Genomic DNA, 17,380 nt, shown 5'->3' with positions numbered 1-17,380 from the left:
GTCAAGGCGGTCACCGGCAAGCCGATCCTGTTCGCGTCCACCGGGGAGAAGCTCGACCAGTTCGAGCGCTTCCACCCCGACCGCATGTCGCAGCGGATCCTCGGCATGGGCGACGTCATGTCGCTCATCGAGAAGGCCGAGCAGCAGTTCGACGAGGACGAGGCCAAGGCGCTCGAGCGCAAGCTGCGCCGCAACGAGTTCACGCTCGAGGACTTCCTGAACCAGCTCAAGCAGATCCGCAAGATGGGGCCGCTCAGCTCCCTCATGGGGATGATCCCGGGGTTCGCCGGGCAGCAGATGAAGAACCTGAAGGTCGACGAGCGCGAGCTCGACCGCATCCAGGCGATCATCCTGTCGATGACGCCGGAGGAGCGCCGGCGACCGGAGCTGATCAAGGGCTCACGTCGCCTGCGGATCGCCAAGGGATCCGGGACCAACGTGCAGGCGGTCAACAACCTCGTGAAGCAGTTCGGGCAGATGCGCAAGGTCATGAAGCAGCTGGGCAAGGGCAAGATGCCCGACATGACCCAGCTCATGCGGCAGCGCTGAGGCGCGGTCGGACCGCGCCGAGACCTCGCGATCGTCTACCCTCCGTCGTCGCTTTTCCCAAGTTTTCGAGAGGATCACCGTGGCTGTACGACTCCGGCTCACCCGTGTGGGCGGCAAGAAGGACCCGATCTGGCGCGTCGTCGTCGCCGATGGGCGCTCCCCGCGCGACGGTCGTGTGATCGAGACGGTCGGGCAGTACAACGCCCAGACCGAGCCCTCGACCATCCTCCTCAAGGAGGACCGGATCCGCGAGTGGCTCGACAAGGGCGCCCAGCCGACCGACACGGTCCGCAAGCTCCTGAAGATCCAGGGCATCGAGGCCTAGGCGATCATGGCTCCGGCGGACGCTCCGCTCCGCGACCTGCTCGAGGCGCTCACCAAGCGCATCGTCGAGCATCCGGACGAGGTGTCGGTCGAGCAGTTCGAGGAAGGGGACGGCACGGTCGTCCTCGAGCTCGCGGTCGGTGACGACGACTACGGTCGGGTCATCGGGCGTGGTGGCCGGACGGCCAGCGCCCTGCGCACCGTCGTCAAGGCCGCCGCGGTACGCGAGAAGAAGCGCGTGCTCGTCGACATCGTCGACTAGCCACCGTGTCCGACACCTCCGAGAGCATCACCCAGGCGTTCCTGAGCGCCGGGCGGGTCGGCCGGCCGCACGGGCTCGACGGCAGCTTCCACGTGACCCGGCCCCGGCCGCTCCTGCTGAGCGCCGGCGCGACCGTGCACGTCGGTGGAACCGCGACGGTCATCGACCGCCGGTCGGGCACGGACGAGCGCCCGATCCTGCGTCTGCGGGGCACGTCCTCGCGCGAGCAGGCCCTCGCGCTGCGCGGCAGCGACCTCCTCGTCGCCCGCGACGATCTGCCGAGCCTCCCGGAGGGCGAGTACTGGGCCGAGGACCTGGCGGGGTGTGCGGTGGTCGACGGCACCAGGGCGGTCGGTACCGTCCGGCGCATGATGCCGCTGCCGTCGTGCGAGGTGCTCGAGGTCCAACGTCCCGAGGGCGAGGACCTGCTGGTCCCGATGGTGCGCGACGCGATCCGGACGATCGACGTGGCCGCCCGGCGCATCGACATCGACCTGAGCTTCGTGCAGGGTGAGGGCTGATGCAGCTCGACGTCGTCACCCTGTTCCCGGACTGGTTCGAGTGGTTCCGCGGCCAGCGGCACATCGCCAACGCCCTCCGCGGGGGGCACGAGCTCCGCACGCTGAACCCCCGCGATCACACGACGCTCAGCGGCGGGCAGGTCGACGACACGCCGTTCGGCGGCGGCGCCGGCATGGTGCTGCGGGTCGACGTCATGGACGCGGCGCTGCGGGCGTTCTACAACGCCGATCCGGTCGATCTCCGCAGGGAGCGGCGCGTGATCGCGCTCACGCCGGGCGGCCGCGTCCTCGACGACGCGTTCGTGGACGAGCTCGCCGCGGAGCCGGCCGTGACGCTCCTGTGCGGGCGCTACGAGGGCTTCGACGAGCGCATCGTCCAGCACTTCTGCTCGGACACGCTGTCGATCGGGCGGTACGTGCTGGCCGGCGGCGAGCTCGCGGCGATGGTCGTCGCGGACGCGGTGCTGCGAAAGCTGCCCGGATCCCTCGGTCACGCCGACTCGGCGGTGGAGGAGTCCTTCAGCGCGGCCCTGGGGGGCAACCCCGAGTACCCGCACTACACGCGTCCGGCCGAGTACCGCGGCTGGGGAGTCCCGGAGGTGCTGCTGTCCGGGCATCACGAGGAGATCCGCAACTGGCGCCGGGCCCGCAGTGACGAGCGTGGGGCCTCCTCGGGCGGTACTCCGCTACCATGACGCGTCGCGCTGCGGACCCGATCACGTCCCTGCGCCTTCCGTCCTGCGCCCCACCACCTTCGCTATGAGCACAGTCATCGACTCCATCGAGCGCGCCCAGCTGCGCCGCGTCCCGAAGTTCCAGCCCGGCGACCGGGTGAAGGTGCACTTCCAGGTCATCGAAGGCACCCGTCGCCGCACCCAGATCTTCGAGGGCGTCGTCATCAAGCGTCAGGGCCACGGCGCCCGCGAGACCTTCACGGTCCGCAAGCAGTCGTTCGGCGTCGGCGTCGAGCGGACCTTCCCGCTGCACTCGCCGAAGATCGAGCGCATCGAGGTCGCGGCCCGCGGTGACGTGCGTCGCGCCAAGCTCTACTACCTGCGCGACCGGGTCGGCAAGCGCGCCCGCGTCCGCGAGCGTCGCTACGTCGGTCCCGAGGAGGTCGTGGAATCCGGGCTCCTGCACGACGCCGAGGCGGAGGCCGCTGCCGCGGCCGAGGCGCAGGCCGAGCTGCAGGCGACCGAGTCCGAGGCCGTCGAGGAGACTCCGGTCGCCGAGGCGGAGCCCGCCGCCGAGACGACCGCGGACGAGCCGGCCGCCGAGGCCGAGCCCGCCGCCGAGGCCGAGGGCGACGCCCCGGCCGACGATCAGGCCTAGGCACGCGAGGTGGCCAAGTCGGAGAAGTCCGCCGGCGGCTCGATCCTCGAGACCGTCGTCATCGTCGCGGTCGCCATCGGGCTTGCGCTCGGCATCCAGGCGTTCCTCGTCAAGCCGTACCGGATTCCCTCCGAATCGATGCTTCCGACCCTGACGGTGGGCCAGCGCGTGCTGGTCAACCGCCTGGGCAACAACTTCTCCGATCCGAGCGTGGGGGACGTCGTCGTGTTCCACCCGCCGAGCGGGTCGGAGTCGAACACGTGCGGCAACGCCGACAAGCCCGAGGACCAGGCCTGCGACAAGCCGACGAAGGCGCGCTCCAACGTGAACTTCATCAAGCGCGTGGTCGGCGCTCCGGGCGACCGCCTCTCCATCCGCGGCGGCCACGTGTTCCGCAACGGCAAGCGGGAGAAGGACGACTACATCCGCGCGTGCGGTGGTGGCGAGGGGTGCGATCTGCCTCGCGAGTTCACGGTTCCCGCCGGGCACTTCTTCATGATGGGCGACAACCGTGGAGAGTCCGACGACAGCCGGTTCTGGGGACCTGTCCCCAAGGAGTGGATCATCGGTGGCGCCTTCGCCACCTACTGGCCGCCCAAGCGCGTCGGCCTCCTCTAGACGCCCGCGTCCGCGGCGGACCGGTCGCAAGCTCGTCCAGCACGACCGCGGGCTAGGCGTCCGGTTCGTGGCAGGTGCCGACGAGGCCGGCCGGGGATGCCTCGCCGGCCCGCTCGTAGCCGCCGCGGTGCTGCTCGACCTCGACCGTCTGGGCCCCCGCGAGGTACGGGCGCTGGGCGTGCTCAACGACTCCAAGCAGCACACGCCGGAGGCGCGGGAAGCGCTGTACCCGGTCGTGCTGCGGATCGCGGCGCACTGCGCCGTGGTGTCGCGGTGCGTTCCGGCGCTCGACCAGCGCGGGTTGCACGTGACCAACCTCCAGGCGCTGCGCGATGCGCTGCGGCGGGTGGCCCGCCCGGGCACCCTGTGCCTGGTGGACGGGTTCCGGGTCCCGGAGATGGAGTACGAGCAGCGGGCGATCGTCGAGGGGGATGCGACGAGCGCGGCCATCGCCGCGGCGTCGATCCTCGCGAAGGTCTCCCGCGACCGCTTCATGCATCGCGCCGACGCCCGTCACCCGGGGTGGGACTTCGCCGCGCACGTCGGGTACTCCACGCCCACCCACCGTGAGGCGATCGCCCGTCAGGGGGTCTCGCCGCTGCACCGCCTGTCGTTCCAGTCGACGGCCTACCAGCAGCTGACGCTGTAGCGCGGCTCACAGCGCGCCTTCGAGGTGCTCGAGCGCGACGAGGCGGTCGGCGGCGTCGACCACCACCCCGATCGCGTCGAGACGGATCTCCGCGGCCCGGGGGCGGTCGTGCACCGCGGCGAGATAGGCGGCCGCCATCCGCCGCACCTGCGCGCGCTTGCGCTCGTGCAGCGAGTCCCATGGGCGTCCCGCACCGCGCCGCGTCTTCACCTCGCAGATGACGAGGGTGCGCTCGTCACACGCGATGAGGTCGATCTCGCCGTGGCGGGTGCGGTGGTTGCGGGCGACGATCGCGAAGCCGAGGCGCTCGAGATGGGCCGCGGCGAGATCTTCGCCCAGCCGGCCCAGGCGCTGGCGGTGGTCGGCGGGTGGCATGGGGCGCGACCGTAGATCCGCGCCGGCCCGACCCCGCGCGATGTCGCGCATTCGGCAGGAAGACGGCGCAGGATCGGCACGAGGCGGCGATCTGGGGGGCGGGGCCCCCGAGTGGAGCGGCCTCCACGACGCGCCAGCACGATCGGCACACAGCGGGCACAGAAAAGGCGCGGAGCCCCCGGTGCGCCGTGACGCGAACGCTCCTACCGTCGCCGTCGTGCTCTGCCGCGTCGCCACCTTCCACATCGACGGCCTCGAACCCCGCCGGGTCACGGTCGAGGCCGACCTCCGCGCGGGGCTGCCCGCGTTCACGGTGGTCGGGATGGGGGATCGGGCGGTCCGTGAATCGCGAGAACGCGTGGCCGCGGCGATCGCCAACTCGGGCTATGAGTTCCCGAACCGCCGGGTCACCGTGAACCTCGCGCCGGCGGCGCTCCTCAAGCACGGTCCCGGCTTCGACCTCGCGATCGCCTGCGCGGTTCTCGTGGCCAGTGGTCAGGTCGTGGCGCCCGCGCTCGACCGGATCGGCCTGTACGGCGAGCTGGCGCTCGGCGGCGAGGTGCGACCGGTGCGCGGCGCGCTGGCGGTGGCGGAGGGCGCCCGGGCCGCACGGCTCGCCGGCCTGATCGTCGCGGACGAGAGCGCTCGGGAAGCACTGCTGGTCCCCGGGATCGACGTCCACGCGGTCCGGACCCTCGACGACGTGGTGGCTGTCCTCGAAGGACGACGTCCGGCGGCGACGGTCCCGGCTCAGCTCGCGACCGGCCCCGCGCCGCGCGCGGTGCGTGGCCCCGACCTCGCCGACGTCCGAGGTCACGCCGCGGTCATCGAGGCGCTCACGGTCGCCGCGGCCGGTGGGCACAACCTGCTGCTCTCGGGACCGCCCGGGACCGGGAAGACGATGCTGGCGCGGCGCCTCGCCTCCGTCCTCCCGCCGATGTCGCCCGCCGAGGCCATCGAGGTCACGCGCATCCAGGGGATCGCCGGGCGGCAGGCGGAGGGACTCGTGCGGGAGCGCCCGTTCCGGGCCCCGCACCACACCACCTCGGCGGCGGCGCTCGTCGGAGGCGGGGCGCTGCCGCGGCCGGGTGAGATCACCCTGGCCCATCGAGGCGTGCTGTTCCTCGACGAGCTGCCCGAGTTCCCCCGCAACGTGCTTGACGCGCTGCGGCAACCCCTGGAGGACGGCAGGGTCGTGGTCGTCCGCGGCCAGCGATCGGCGGTCTTCCCGGCCCGGTTCCAGCTGGTGGCCGCCATGAACCCCTGCCCGTGCGGCCACGCCGGCGACGGCGAGCGGTGCCGCTGCGCCGAGACCGACCACGAGCGCTACCGGCGGCGCCTGAGCGGTCCGCTGCTCGATCGCTTCGACGTCCTCGTCCAGGTGCTCCGACCCTCGCAGGCGGAGCTCTCCGCGCCGGCGTCGACCACGTCCGCCGCGGTCGCCGAGCGCGTCGCGGCCGCACGCGAGCGGCAGGAGTTCCGCCGCAAGGCGACGGGCGCGGCGTGCAATGCCGAGCTGGACGTCCGTGGCGTGCGCGCGGCGGTGCGCCTCGACGACGCCGCGACCTCCCATCTGGACCGTGCCTACGCGGCGGGCGCGCTGAGCCCGCGAGGACGCCACCGCACGCTGCGCCTGGCCCGGACGCTGGCGGACCTCGACGGCGCGGACGACGTCACGGCGCAGCACCTGCTGGCGGCGCTCGGGTTGCGACTCGACGGCGTGGGGCTCGCGGCATGAGCGCCGTTCGGAGCGCCTGCGACACGTGCCTGCGCCGGGCGTGGCTGCTCGGTCGGCTGGCCGGCCACCTCGAACACGCACCGCGCGCACGCCGGGCCCTCCGCGACGTGCTCGCGCTCGACGACCTGCGCCTGATCGCCGCGCTGGGGGGCGGGGAGGTGCCCGTGATCCACGCCGAGCGCGCGGCGTTCGACCCGCAGGTCGCGCGGGAACGGACGGCTCGGGCGGGGCTGCGCGCGGTCTGCCGGCACGACCGCCGCTATCCGGCCCGCCTGCACGACGACACCGCCTCGCCTGCGGTCCTGTTCGTTCGCGACCGCGACGAGGCGCTCGCCCGTCTGCTCGGCGGCGGGGACCTGGACACCTGCCCGCCCGCGGTGGCGATCGTGGGCGCGCGGCGGGCGGGCCCGCAGGCGCTCGAGACCGCGAGGGCGCTCGGCCGGTCGCTCTCCGCCGCGGGGGTCACGGTCGTCAGCGGGCTCGCGCTGGGCGTCGACTCCGCCGCGCACGAGGGCGCGCTGGCCGGGGGTGGACGCACGGTCGCGGTGCTCGCCACAGGAGCCGACCGGACCTATCCACGCACGAAGGTCCCGCTCGGCGAGCGCATCGCGGTGTCCGGGGCCATCGTCTCGGAGCTCCCGCCCGGCACCCCTGCCTACCGCTGGGCGTTCCCGTCTCGCAACCGGATCATCGCCGCGCTGGCGCAGCTCACCGTGGTCGTCGAAGCCGCGCAGCGGTCCGGATCGCTGATCACCGCCGACTTCGCCGTCCAGATGGGCCGGGAGGTGGCCGCGGTACCCGGACCCGCGGCCGGCCCGCACTGCCGGGGGACGAACCTGCTCCTGCGCGACGGCGCCCACCTCGTGCTCGAGCCGGCCGACGTGCTCGACGGGCTGCTGGGCATCGCCGGTGGGGCGGGACTCCGACCGCCGACACCGCTGACACCGGCCCCGGCGGAGCTCACGGCCGACCTGCGTCGGGTCCGCGATGCGGTCGCCGCCGGTCGCGCGACCCCCGCTGCGCTCGCCGACGGTCCCGAGGATCTCGTGAGCGTCCTCGCCGCGCTGAGTGAGCTGGAGCTGCTCGGGGAGGTGCGCCGCGTTCCCGGAGGGGCGTACGTCGCGACCGTCCGATGAGCCGCGCCGGCCGAAGCACGCGGGGTCCGGCGCCGCAGCGGCCTGCACTAGCCTTCCGCCCGATGCCCGCCGACCCCGCCGCTCGCCGCCCTCCGGTCTGCCTCACCATCGCCGGATCGGACTCGGGCGGGGGTGCCGGCATCCAGGCCGACCTGAAGGCCTTCGCCGCGTGCGGCGCCCACGGCGCGGCGGCGATCACCGCGCTGACCGCCCAGAACACGGTCGCCGTGACCGGCGTGCACCCCGTCCCCGGACCGTTCATCGTCGAGCAGGTCCGTGCCGTGGTCGAGGACCTCGGTGTGCAGGCCGTCAAGATCGGGATGCTCGGGAGCGTGGCGACCACCGAGGCCGTCGCCGCAGCGCTGCAGCACGTTCCCGCGGGAACGCCCGTGGTCGTCGATCCGGTCATGGTGGCGGAGTCGGGCGCGCGTCTGCTGGACCCCGAGGCGCACGCGGCGCTCATCGAGCTGATCGTGCCCCGGGCCACCGTGATCACCCCGAACCTCCCGGAGGGCCGTGCGCTGGTCGAGGACCCCGCGCTCGACGGCGCATCCCTCGCCATCGCGATCCGCGAGCTCGGCGCCGCGTGCGTCGTGGTCACCGGCGGCCACCGGGACGAGGCCGTCGATGTCTTCCACGACGGCAGCGGGACCACGCTCATCCCCGGCCCGCGCCATCCGGACGGCGCGGCACACGGGTCGGGGTGCACGCATGCCTCGGCGCTGGCCGCGCACCTCGCCCACGGCTTCACGCCGCTGGAGTCCGCCCGCGCCGCCCGGGTGCTCGCCGGGGAGGCCGTCCGGAACGGCCTGCGCGGGCTGGGCGACGGCGCCGGACCGGTCGACATCCTCGACGTCGTGGCCCGGACGCCGACCCGGACGTGAGTGCGCCGAGCCTTCGGACGGCCTCGTGCCCTTTGCCATAATCGCCCGCGGATGCAGTTCCTGCGCATGAAACCCGGTCACGGCGAGGTCCTGCTGACGGAGGGCGACGTCGACGTGCCGCAGGACGAGCAGCGGCTCATCGACGAGTTCCGCGCGCAACTCGACGCGGGCATGTGGGCCGCGGTGCCGGTCCGCGCCGCCGCGGGACGCCGCGAGGCCCGGATGGTGCGGGCGTTCGACGAGATCCCGCGGGACGCGGAGCGCGTGATCTTCTTCCCCCGGGCAGCGGGCGGAGCGCTCTAGGGGACCCGGCGGGGATGCTGCTCGCGCTCTTCGCCACCTCCGCAGTGATCCTCGCGCTCCTGTGGGAGATCAGCTTTCCGCGGCTGGAGCGCTGGAGCGAGCAGCGCCGCTCCCGTCGCGAGCGCAGTGCGATCGAGGGCTACGACCCTGGTCGTGAACGGCGCGCCGAGCGGCGGGCCCGCCAACTGCTGAAGTCCTGCGTCGGGGACGAGGAGTGGTCGATGTACCGCGACCTCGGGTTCCTTCGCGTCTGGGGCAGGCTCACCGGCGGACCGGAGCAGGGCGGTACGCAGGCGACCGAGGCGGGTGCCCCGTACGCCTACCTCGTCTATCCCCACAAGCCGATCGTGTCGTACCTCCCGCAGACCCGGCGACTGCTCGCGGAGTACTGCGTCGCGTTCCCGGACGAGACCCGCCCGTACGGATCCGCGCGCCTCCCGGACTCCGACGACGTCCTGGCGAAGTGGATGGCGTTGACGGGTGACGAACGGCGGCTCATCGACAGCGCCAACATGCACCTCCCCGGTCGGCAGGTCGATCCCCGTCAGGTCCGCCGTGACCTGTGGCGGCTCAGCGAGTGGGAGCGCACCCGGCTCGCGCGTCAGCGCCGCGCGACGGGCGCCACCGCGCCGTAGCCCCCGCACCCGGGGCAAGCGGCCGTCGCGGGCCCTACGCCTCGGTGAGGAACGCCCGCAGGTCGGCGTTGAATCGCTGCGGTCGCTCGAGCATCGGCACGTGGCCGGTGTCCGCGTAGATCACGCCGCGCGCGTTCGGGATCGCCCGGTGCAGCCGGGTGGCGTCACCGACCGGCACCAGGCGGTCGCGTTCACCCCAGACGATCAACGTGGGCGCGGCGATCGCGGGCAGACGGTCCTCGATCGGGTAGGTGGTCAGCGCCTCGATGGCATCGATGAACCCCGCGGTGCCGTTGGCGCGCAGTTGCTCGCTGACCAGGGGTGCCGGCAGCTGCTCCGGATGGGCGGCGACGAGGCGCAGGAGATGCCGTCGCAGTTTGGCGCGGCGGCTCGCAAGGTCCGAGCGCGCGGCGAGGAACGCGTTGTACCCGATGACCAGGCGCTCGGCGCGTCGCAGCGCGGACAGCGCCTGGTCGGTGCCGGGGCGCAACCGGCTCACCCCGGCTGCCGCCACCAGCACGAGGCGTCGCACACGACGCGCGTGGCGCAGCGCCATGTCCAGCGCGACGAAGCCGCCCATGCTGTTCCCGACGATCGTCGCGTCGTCGACGCCCAGGGAGGCGAGGAGCTCGTCGACGATCGCGGCGTAGCGGGTGATGGTGATCCGGTCGGCGGGCATGGGACTGTGCCCGAACCCAGGCAGATCGAGCGCGATCACGCGGTGGTCCCGGGCGAACTCCGGCAGGTTCTCGAGCCAGTTCTGCCACGAGCCCGCGAGGCCGTGGACGAACACCACGGCGGGGCCGGACCCGAGATCGACGAGGTTCACCGGGGCGCCGGCGACCGTCACCCATCGCTGGTGCTCACGCCAGTCGACATCGAGCCAGGGAGAGCGACCGCGGGGTCCGTAGTGGTCGATCGTCACCTTGTCCATCGCAGCGCCGTTCGCCACCATTCCTGTCTACTCTACGCCGCTGGGGCATGCGCATCGCGATCGACATCGACTCGACCCTGCATCACTACTGGGACGTGCTTTCTGCGGCCGCCCGGCGGCGGTTCGGGATCGAGCTCCCGTACGACGAGCAGCTCGACTGGGGGGTGACCCGCCTGCGGCCCGAGCAGCTGCAGTGCTGCATCGACGAGACGCACACCGAGGAGGTCATCCTCGCCGCCGTGCCCTACGACGGCGCGGTCGAGGTGGTGAACGCATGGCACGGGGCGGGCCACTTCGTGCACATCACCAGCCACCGAAGCACCGCGTCCCACGACGCGACGGAGCGGTGGCTGCGGCAGATCGGCCTGTCCTTCGACGAGCTGTACTGCTCCTACGACAAGATCTCGCGCTGCGCCGAGATCGGGATCGACATCCTGATCGACGACAGCCCGACGAACATCCTGCGGGCCCTGGAGCACGGGATCACCCCCGCCACGCTGCTCCATCCCTGGAACGCCGACGTCGTGGAGGAGGAGCGCGTGCTCCACGCGCAGGACTGGCCGACCCTCGCGGATCGTCTCGAGCGCACCCTGGATCCCCTGCGGCGCCGAGCTGCGTAGAATGACGTACTTGAGATCGCCCGGTCTCGCGCTGCTGTGACTTGAGCGCGACAGCGGGCGCGGCGGATCGCCGTATCGATTCGCTCTCGAACCGGTGGTGTCCGACACCCTCGGTCTTTAGGCTGTGCGGGCGGTTTCCCACCTTTCGCTCGGCAGGTTCCCACCTTGCGCTCCCGTCCGTTCATCATCGTCGCCGCCGTCCTCGTCGTCACGCTGGGCCTCACGGCGGGCGTGTACGCGTACGACAACGGCAAACGCAACCGGATCGCCAAGGGCATCACGGTGTCGGGGATCGACGTCGGCGGCATGACCGCGGCGCAGGCGCGATCGCGGCTGGAAGCCGATCTGCAGCCGCGTCTGGAGTCGGCGATCCGCGTGGATCACGGACGCAAGACGTGGAAGCTCGGGCCGCGGGAGGCCGAGATCGCCGTGGACTTCGCGCCGGTGGTGGACGAGGCGCTGGCCCGCAGCCGCAAGGGCAGCATCTTCACGCGCGTCGCCCGCGAGCTGACCGGGGGCGAGGTCCGCGCCGAGTTGGAGCCCGAGGTCGGCTATTCGAAGGCCGCGGTCGTACGGCTGCTGGACCGGGTCCGGCGCAGCATCGACCGCCCGGCGAAGAACGCGAAGCTCACGTTCACGGGCGGGGGGCTCTCCGAGACCGAGGGCCAGGTCGGCCTGGCCGTGCGGGCGAGCGAGCTGCACAAGCAGATCCGCGCGGCGATCGTCTCCCCGACCGCGTCACGCAAGCTGGTGGCGCGAACGGAGAAGGTCAAGCCGAAGGTCACCCGATCCAAGCTGGCGCGCAAGAACCCGGTCGTGCTGATCGCGGATCGCAGCGGGTTCAAGCTCCGGCTCTACAGGAACCTGAAGCTCCAGAAGACCTACGGCATCGCCGTGGGTGCGGCCGGTCACGAGACGCCGGCCGGCCTGTACGAGATCGCCAACAAGGCGGTGAACCCGGCCTGGACCGTGCCGAGGAAGCCGTGGGCGGGCGATCTCGCCGGCAAGGTCATCCCCGGCGGGGTGCCCGAGAACCCGCTGAAGTCCCGGTGGTTGGGGATCTACGACGGCGTCGGCATCCACGGGACCTCGGACCGTGGATCGATCGGGTCCAACGCGAGCCACGGGTGCCTGCGCATGCTGGTCGAGGACGTCGAGGACCTGTACCCGCGCGTCCCGGTCGGCGCGCCGATCTACATCGCGTAGACCGCCTCAGCCCAGATCCGGGGCGGGGCTGATCTCGCTCGTGGTCCCCGGCAGTCCGATCTCCTCGACGGGAACCTCCTCCCAGCCGCGCTCCAGGAGCAGGGTGTGGTGTGGTTGGTGGCGAAAGACCAGCGTGCCGATGAAGATCCCGCGCTCCCGCTTCCGCATGGCCGCGTACCACATGGTGGTGGCGTCGACCGGTGCGTTGATCGGGTGCCACGGCCGCGGCGGATCGTCCTCCTCGGTCGCGAGGCCGCCCTCCACGAGCTGCTTTCGCGTCGCGATCTGACCGGACGCCGTATCGATGAAGAACCGACCCATGACCACGCAGGATACGGACGAGCTCCCCGCGGGCTGGCACGCCGCGCTGCTGTTGCTGGACGGGGACCTGCGCGGGCGTGCCGCCGCGGAGAAGACGCGACGCGCCTACGGCATCGACGTCGAGCAGTTCGCGCGCTGGGCGTCGCAGGGGGGACTCGAGCCCGCGGAGGTCGACCACCGGTCGCTGCGCCGGTACGCGGCGGCGCTCGGCGAGTCCGGGGCGGCGGCGACCACGGTCGCCCGCAAGCTCGCCGCCATCCGCGCCCTGTACCGCTGCCTTCGTGAGCACGGGCACGTGACCCAGAACCCGGCGGACCTGGTCGCCTCTCCCAAGCGGCCCCGCAACCTGCCGACGGTGCTGAAGCCGCAGGAGATCGCTGCGCTCCTGGACCGCATCCCGACGTCGACGCCGCTGGAGATGCGCGATCGCGCCATGTTCGAGCTCGCGTACGCCAGCGGTCTGCGCGCGGAGGAGATCGTGACGCTCGACGTGATCAGCCTCGACCACGACGCCGAGCAGGTCCGCGTGGAGGGCAAGGGGTCGAAGACGCGCGTGGTGCCCGCGGGCGAGGCCGCGCTCGCCGCGATGGCGCGCTACCTGGAGCGCGGGCGTCCGGCGCTCGTACGCGAGGAGCAGGAGCCGGCGCTCTTCCTCTCCAAGACCGGGCGGCGCCTGGGCACCTCGGACGTCCGACGTCGACTGCGGGTCTGGGTGCGGCTCGCGGAGGTGCAGGGAGGCGTGCACCCGCACGCCCTGCGCCACTCGTTCGCGACGCACCTGCTGGACGGCGGCGCGGACCTCCGTGCGATCCAGGAGATGCTCGGGCACGCAAGTGTCTCCACGACCCAGATCTACACTCGGGTAGAGTCAGCGCGTCTCAAGACGGCGTACGCGCGGGCTCACCCGCGAGCCTGACGGGACGAAAGAGCAAACGTGGAAACGAACGTCAAAGCGATCGAGCTCAAAGACCTCTGGCGCCGGTACAAGGCCGACGGGGACGAGCGCGCGCGCGAACGTCTCGTGGTCGCGTACTCGCCGCTGGTCAAGTACGTCAGCGGGCGCATGGCGTCCGGGCTCCCCGCGCACGTCGAGGAGGCCGACCTCATCTCCTACGGCCTGGTCGGGCTCATCAGCGCGATCGAGCGCTTCGACCTGTCGCGCGAGATCAAGTTCGAGACGTACGCGATCACGCGCATCAAGGGTGCGATCATCGACGAGCTGCGGTCGCTTGACTGGGTGCCGCGCTCGGTGCGAGCCAAGGCGCGCGAGATCGAGCGGGCCAACTCCAAGCTCGAGCATCGCCTGCAGCGCGCGCCCACGGACGAGGAGATGGCGCTCGAGCTCGAGATGACCGTCGAGGAGTTCCAGTCCGCCCTCCTCCAGATCTCGAACTCGACGATCGCGGCGCTCGACGAGCTCTGGTCGGTCTCGGACTCCAGCGGTGACCAGGTGTCGCTGCTCGACACCCTGCAGGACCCCGACGCGCCGGATCCGGCCGCGGTCATGGACCAGACGGACCTCAAGGACCGGGTCGCCGACGCCATCGCCCGCCTCCCCGAGCGCGAGAAGCTCGTGGTGGCGCTGTACTACTACGAGAACCTGACGCTCCGCGAGATCGGCGAGGTCCTCGGCGTGACGGAGTCCCGCATCTCGCAGCTGCACACCAAGGCGGTGCTGCGACTGCGCTCGCGGCTCACCTCGGATCCGCTGGACTGACCGCCGTCGCCACGGCACCGACAGGCGGTGCATTGTGCCGTTTGCCACGCGCCTACGACGGGGTTAGGGTCGCTCCACATCCCCCCGAGGAGAGGAGCAGGCCATGCACCACGTCGCGGACCGCATCCGCAACGTCGCCCTTGTCGGCCACCGCGGTAGCGGAAAGACCTCACTGAACGAGGCCCTCCTGTACGAGGCCGGGGCGATCTCCCGGCTGGGCACCATCGCGGACGGGACCACCGCCGCGGACACGGACGCCGACGAGCAGGCACGGCGCATGTCGATCAGCGCCTCGCTGCGGTCGTTCACCTGGGACGAGCGCAAGATCAACCTGCTCGACACCCCCGGCGAGCCGAGCTTCGTCGCCGACGCCCTCGGCGCGCTCCGGGTCTGCGAGTCGGCGATCTTCTGCGTCAACGCGGTCCTCGGCGTGGAGGTCGGCACCACCCGCCTCTGGGCCAGGGCTGCCGAGCTGGATCTGGCGCGCATGGTGTGCGTCACCATGCTCGACCGCGAGCGCGCCGACTTCTTCCGGACCCTCGAGCAGCTCAAGGCGACCTTCGGCCCGCACGTCGTCGCCACCGAGATCCCGATCGGACGGGAGCACGACGTCCGCGGCGTGATCGACCTCGTCGACATGCGCGCCTTCGTGTACGAGGACCCGGCCCGCGGATCCGCCGCCGAGATCCCGATCCCCGACGACCTCCAGGATCTCGCCCAGGAGTACCGCGAGAAGCTCATGGACGAGGTCGCCGAGGTGTCCGACACGCTCATGGAGCGGTACCTCGACGGCGAGGAGATCACGCACGAGGAGATCGTGGGCGCCCTCAAGGAGGGGACCAACCACGGCGGGATCTTCCCCGTGGTCTGCGCCGTGGCGACCCGCAACCTCGGCACCAACCGCCTCCTCGACGCGATCGTCGAGGACCTGCCCTCCCCGGTGAAGCACGGCGGCCTGAGCGTCGCGGCCGGCGAGGAGACCGTGGTCCTGCAGGCCCGGCCCGACGAGGAGCTGTTCGCCTACGTGTTCAAGACCAAGGCGGATCCGTTCGCCGGTCGGATCAGCTACTTCCGCGTGTACCAGGGGGTGCTCGAGCACGACAGCCACGTGCTGAACACGCGCTCCCACACGCGGGAGCGGATCGGGCAGCTGCTGGTGTTCGCCGGGAAGGAGAGCGGCCACACGGACGCCTTCGGGCCTGGCGACATCGGTGCGGTCGCCAAGCTGAAGGACACGAGGGCGGGGGACTGGCTCGCGAGCCGCGACGAGCCACTGGCCATGCCCAGCATCCCGCTGCCGGCGCCCGTGATGGCGTTCGCGATCGAGGCGGTGGCCAAGGGCGACGAGGACAAGATGTTCGAGGCGCTGCGCCGCCTGCAGGAGGAGGACCCGACGATCGACCTGCACCGCGACGCCCAGACCGGCGAGCAGATCGTCGCCGGTCTGTCGCAGATGCACGTCGAGGTCGTCATGGACCGCATGCGCTCGCGCTTCGGCATCGAGGTGGCGTTGAAGCCGCCGCGGGTGCCCTACCAGGAGACCGTGCGCGGAACCGCCAAGGGGCACGGTCGCCACAAGAAGCAGACCGGCGGCCGCGGCCAGTTCGGTGACTGCCACATCACGATCGAGCCGCTGCACGAAGGCTCCTTCGAGTTCGTGGACGAGATCCGCGGCGGCGTGATCCCGAGCGGCTTCATCCCGGCGGTGGAGCGGGGGTGTCTCGACGCCCTCGCGCACGGCCCGGTGGCCGGGTTCCCGGTCAAGGGCGTACGCGTCCGACTGCAGGACGGCAGCTACCACACCGTGGATTCCTCCGAGCACGCGTTCCGGGCCGCCGGCATGCTGGCGATGCGCGAGGCGCTCGCGGCAGCCGGGGCGGTGCTGCTGGAGCCGATCATGCTGGTCACCCTGTCGGTCCCGGAGTCGTCGGTCGGCGACGTCATCGGCGACCTCAACAGCCGCCGCGGGCGTCCCCAGGGAATGGAGCCCCAGGGTGACCTCACCGAGATCCGCGCCGAGGTGCCCATGGCCGAGGTCCTCACCTACGCGCCCGATCTGCGGTCGTTGACCGGCGGCCAGGGCGACTTCACGATGGAGTTCCTGCGCTACGAGGAGGTCCCCGCGCATCTCGCGGCCAAGGTGGCCGAGCAGGCCCTCGAGGCGCCGGAGTCGGCCCACGCCTGACGTGGGCCTCGTCACATGGACGGCCGAGGGGCGCTGCTACCCTCGGTCGCCGCGTGACCCGTAAGACGATCTCGACATCCCAGGCCTCCGTAGCGTGCGACGTGTGCGGCCGCACGTTGCTGCGTGGCGAGCACTCCGACGTGTTCCTGCACGGGGGGACCCGGCGCATGGTGTGCGAGTTGTGCACCAGCCGGGCCGTCCACGAGGGCTGGATCCGTGAAGGCCTGGACTCCGCTCTGGGACGCGCCCCGCGGGAGGGCGCCGCGAAGGGCCTGTTCACCCGTCTGCGGACGCGTCGGGAGGCTCCCGGAGGCAACGGGCGCCGGTCCCGGCTGCAGGACGAGGAGTTCGAGGACGAGTTCGAGCCCGCGCCCGGCGGTGCGGGGCGCGCGAACCGCTGGACGGACGACGACGCCTTCGTCGCGGCACCCGTCACTCCGGTGCCCGAACCCGAGCCGGAGCCGGAGCCCGAGCCGGAGTCCGCCTCCTCGTCCTCTGGGTCCTTCGCCGAGTCCTTCCACGAGCCGCGTGGGGTCCACGCCGTCCCGACGAACGCCGAGCTCAAGATCGCCCGCGCTCTCGAGGTCTTCAACGCCAGCCAGCACCCACGCACGGTCGCCGGCGTGGCCCGGTCGCTGGGTGCGCCGATCGTCAGCGCGCGCCCCTCGGCGACCGAGGGCAGCATCGTGTCCGTGGTCGTCGGATGGGAACTGAGCTGGTACCGCTACGAGATCGATCTCGGCGACGAGGCCGCCGGCGTCCGGGTGATCGGGCAGGGCGCGGAACTCGACGACTTGACCGCTGAGGAACGTACCCCCAACGCCGCCGCCGACGATGCCGGTGAGTTGCACCGCGTCGCCGGCGTCGCGTAGGTTGAGAAGGCGATGACCGTCCCGATGGGAACCCGATGATCTACTGCGTGGTGCCCGAGGCACTGGCCGATGAGCTCCTCGACAAGCTGACCGCCTACTACGCGGACGACGACAACGTGAAGGTCATCGTCGACCGGCGCAAGTCCGAGCGGCGCGGCCGGGGGAGCAGCGCGCCGGAGGACTCGGCCCGTACCGTGCG

General features: G+C 72.0%; 21 protein-coding genes and 1 pseudogene. 19 read left to right on the top strand and 3 right to left on the bottom strand.

Going from position 1 to position 17,380, the window contains the following annotated elements:
- The 8 genes and pseudogenes from ABYE80_RS06725 to ABYE80_RS06690 form a co-directional block, all read left to right on the top strand.
- Window positions 1–549: pseudogene (locus ABYE80_RS06725) on the top strand (signal recognition particle protein); the annotation flags it as partial.
- 79 nt (window positions 550–628) lie between these two features.
- A complete protein-coding gene (gene rpsP, locus ABYE80_RS06720; protein ID WP_372789496.1) occupies window positions 629–874 on the top strand; it encodes a 30S ribosomal protein S16 in 246 nt (81 codons plus the stop codon).
- Between the two features lie 6 nt (window positions 875–880).
- Window positions 881–1,135, top strand: a complete 255-nt coding sequence (locus ABYE80_RS06715; RefSeq protein ID WP_372789495.1) for a KH domain-containing protein — start codon at window positions 881–883, stop codon at window positions 1,133–1,135.
- Window positions 1,136–1,140: 5 nt separating this feature from the next.
- Complete coding sequence (gene rimM, locus ABYE80_RS06710) at window positions 1,141–1,656, top strand: ribosome maturation factor RimM (RefSeq protein WP_372789494.1); 516 nt, start codon at window positions 1,141–1,143, stop codon at window positions 1,654–1,656.
- A complete protein-coding gene (trmD, locus tag ABYE80_RS06705) occupies window positions 1,656–2,351 on the top strand; it encodes a tRNA (guanosine(37)-N1)-methyltransferase TrmD (protein ID WP_372789493.1) in 696 nt (231 codons plus the stop codon). The genes rimM and trmD overlap by 1 nt, the downstream gene beginning before the upstream one ends.
- 64 nt (window positions 2,352–2,415) lie before the next feature.
- Complete coding sequence (rplS, locus tag ABYE80_RS06700) at window positions 2,416–2,988, top strand: 50S ribosomal protein L19 (RefSeq protein WP_372789492.1); 573 nt, start codon at window positions 2,416–2,418, stop codon at window positions 2,986–2,988.
- A gap of 9 nt (window positions 2,989–2,997) precedes the next feature.
- Complete coding sequence (gene lepB / locus ABYE80_RS06695) at window positions 2,998–3,606, top strand: signal peptidase I (protein ID WP_372789491.1); 609 nt, start codon at window positions 2,998–3,000, stop codon at window positions 3,604–3,606.
- Window positions 3,607–3,673: 67 nt separating this feature from the next.
- Window positions 3,674–4,255 carry a ribonuclease HII gene (locus ABYE80_RS06690; RefSeq protein WP_372789490.1) on the top strand — a complete coding sequence of 194 codons (582 nt, stop codon included), beginning with the start codon at window positions 3,674–3,676 and terminating at the stop codon, window positions 4,253–4,255.
- A gap of 6 nt (window positions 4,256–4,261) precedes the next feature.
- Here the strand turns inward: ABYE80_RS06690 and ABYE80_RS06685 are convergent, their stop codons facing one another.
- Window positions 4,262–4,630, bottom strand: a complete 369-nt coding sequence (locus ABYE80_RS06685; RefSeq protein ID WP_372789489.1) for a YraN family protein — start codon at window positions 4,628–4,630, stop codon at window positions 4,262–4,264.
- 217 nt (window positions 4,631–4,847) lie between these two features.
- On the opposite strand from ABYE80_RS06685, the gene ABYE80_RS06680 reads away from it, so the two are divergent.
- From ABYE80_RS06680 to ABYE80_RS06660, 5 genes are all read left to right on the top strand, one after another.
- Entirely contained in the window at window positions 4,848–6,368 is a 1,521-nt protein-coding gene (locus ABYE80_RS06680; protein ID WP_372789488.1) for a YifB family Mg chelatase-like AAA ATPase, read from the top strand.
- Window positions 6,365–7,504 (top strand): DNA-processing protein DprA, encoded by a 1,140-nt coding sequence (gene dprA, locus ABYE80_RS06675; protein WP_372789487.1) that lies wholly within the window; start codon window positions 6,365–6,367, stop codon window positions 7,502–7,504. Before ABYE80_RS06680 ends, dprA begins: the two co-directional genes overlap by 4 nt.
- A 62-nt stretch (window positions 7,505–7,566) precedes the next feature.
- Window positions 7,567–8,388, top strand: coding sequence for a bifunctional hydroxymethylpyrimidine kinase/phosphomethylpyrimidine kinase (thiD, locus tag ABYE80_RS06670; protein WP_372789486.1), 822 nt, complete (start codon window positions 7,567–7,569; stop codon window positions 8,386–8,388).
- A gap of 51 nt (window positions 8,389–8,439) precedes the next feature.
- The gene (locus ABYE80_RS06665; protein ID WP_372789485.1) at window positions 8,440–8,691 is read left to right on the top strand and encodes a hypothetical protein; all 252 of its coding nucleotides are present in this window, start codon (window positions 8,440–8,442) and stop codon (window positions 8,689–8,691) included.
- Window positions 8,692–8,705: 14 nt separating this feature from the next.
- Window positions 8,706–9,326: a hypothetical protein gene (locus tag ABYE80_RS06660; RefSeq protein WP_372789484.1), complete on the top strand. Its 621-nt coding sequence runs from the start codon at window positions 8,706–8,708 to the stop codon at window positions 9,324–9,326.
- A 34-nt stretch (window positions 9,327–9,360) separates the two neighbouring features.
- Here the strand turns inward: ABYE80_RS06660 and ABYE80_RS06655 are convergent, their stop codons facing one another.
- Window positions 9,361–10,281, bottom strand: coding sequence for an alpha/beta fold hydrolase (locus ABYE80_RS06655; RefSeq protein WP_372789483.1), 921 nt, complete (start codon window positions 10,279–10,281; stop codon window positions 9,361–9,363).
- Window positions 10,282–10,307: 26 nt separating this feature from the next.
- On the opposite strand from ABYE80_RS06655, the gene ABYE80_RS06650 reads away from it, so the two are divergent.
- Together ABYE80_RS06650 and ABYE80_RS06645 are read left to right on the top strand one after the other, a co-directional pair.
- Entirely contained in the window at window positions 10,308–10,880 is a 573-nt protein-coding gene (locus ABYE80_RS06650) for a hypothetical protein (RefSeq protein WP_372789482.1), read from the top strand.
- Between the two features lie 165 nt (window positions 10,881–11,045).
- Window positions 11,046–12,086: a L,D-transpeptidase family protein gene (locus ABYE80_RS06645; protein ID WP_372789481.1), complete on the top strand. Its 1,041-nt coding sequence runs from the start codon at window positions 11,046–11,048 to the stop codon at window positions 12,084–12,086.
- A gap of 6 nt (window positions 12,087–12,092) precedes the next feature.
- Here the strand turns inward: ABYE80_RS06645 and ABYE80_RS06640 are convergent, their stop codons facing one another.
- The gene (locus ABYE80_RS06640; protein ID WP_372789480.1) at window positions 12,093–12,407 is read right to left on the bottom strand and encodes a hypothetical protein; all 315 of its coding nucleotides are present in this window, start codon (window positions 12,405–12,407) and stop codon (window positions 12,093–12,095) included.
- Between ABYE80_RS06640 and ABYE80_RS06635 the strand changes: the two genes are divergently transcribed.
- The 4 genes from ABYE80_RS06635 (at window position 12,406) to ABYE80_RS06620 (ending at window position 17,181) form a co-directional block, all read left to right on the top strand.
- The gene (locus ABYE80_RS06635) at window positions 12,406–13,323 is read left to right on the top strand and encodes a tyrosine recombinase (protein WP_372789479.1); all 918 of its coding nucleotides are present in this window, start codon (window positions 12,406–12,408) and stop codon (window positions 13,321–13,323) included. The genes ABYE80_RS06640 and ABYE80_RS06635 overlap by 2 nt on opposite strands.
- Window positions 13,324–13,341: 18 nt before the next feature.
- Window positions 13,342–14,124: an RNA polymerase sigma factor WhiG gene (gene whiG / locus ABYE80_RS06630; RefSeq protein ID WP_372789478.1), complete on the top strand. Its 783-nt coding sequence runs from the start codon at window positions 13,342–13,344 to the stop codon at window positions 14,122–14,124.
- Between the two features lie 103 nt (window positions 14,125–14,227).
- Window positions 14,228–16,309 (top strand): elongation factor G, encoded by a 2,082-nt coding sequence (gene fusA, locus ABYE80_RS06625; protein WP_372789477.1) that lies wholly within the window; start codon window positions 14,228–14,230, stop codon window positions 16,307–16,309.
- A gap of 53 nt (window positions 16,310–16,362) precedes the next feature.
- On the top strand, window positions 16,363–17,181 hold the full coding sequence (locus tag ABYE80_RS06620; protein ID WP_372789476.1) for a hypothetical protein: 819 nt from the start codon (window positions 16,363–16,365) through the stop codon (window positions 17,179–17,181).
- Window positions 17,182–17,380 lie beyond the last annotated feature (199 nt).

The organism is Paraconexibacter sp. (assembly GCF_041602235.1).
Classification (GTDB): domain Bacteria; phylum Actinomycetota; class Thermoleophilia; order Solirubrobacterales; family Solirubrobacteraceae; genus Paraconexibacter.
Note: the sequence above shows the minus strand (reverse complement) of the source record. Positions and strands in the feature narration are given on the sequence as shown.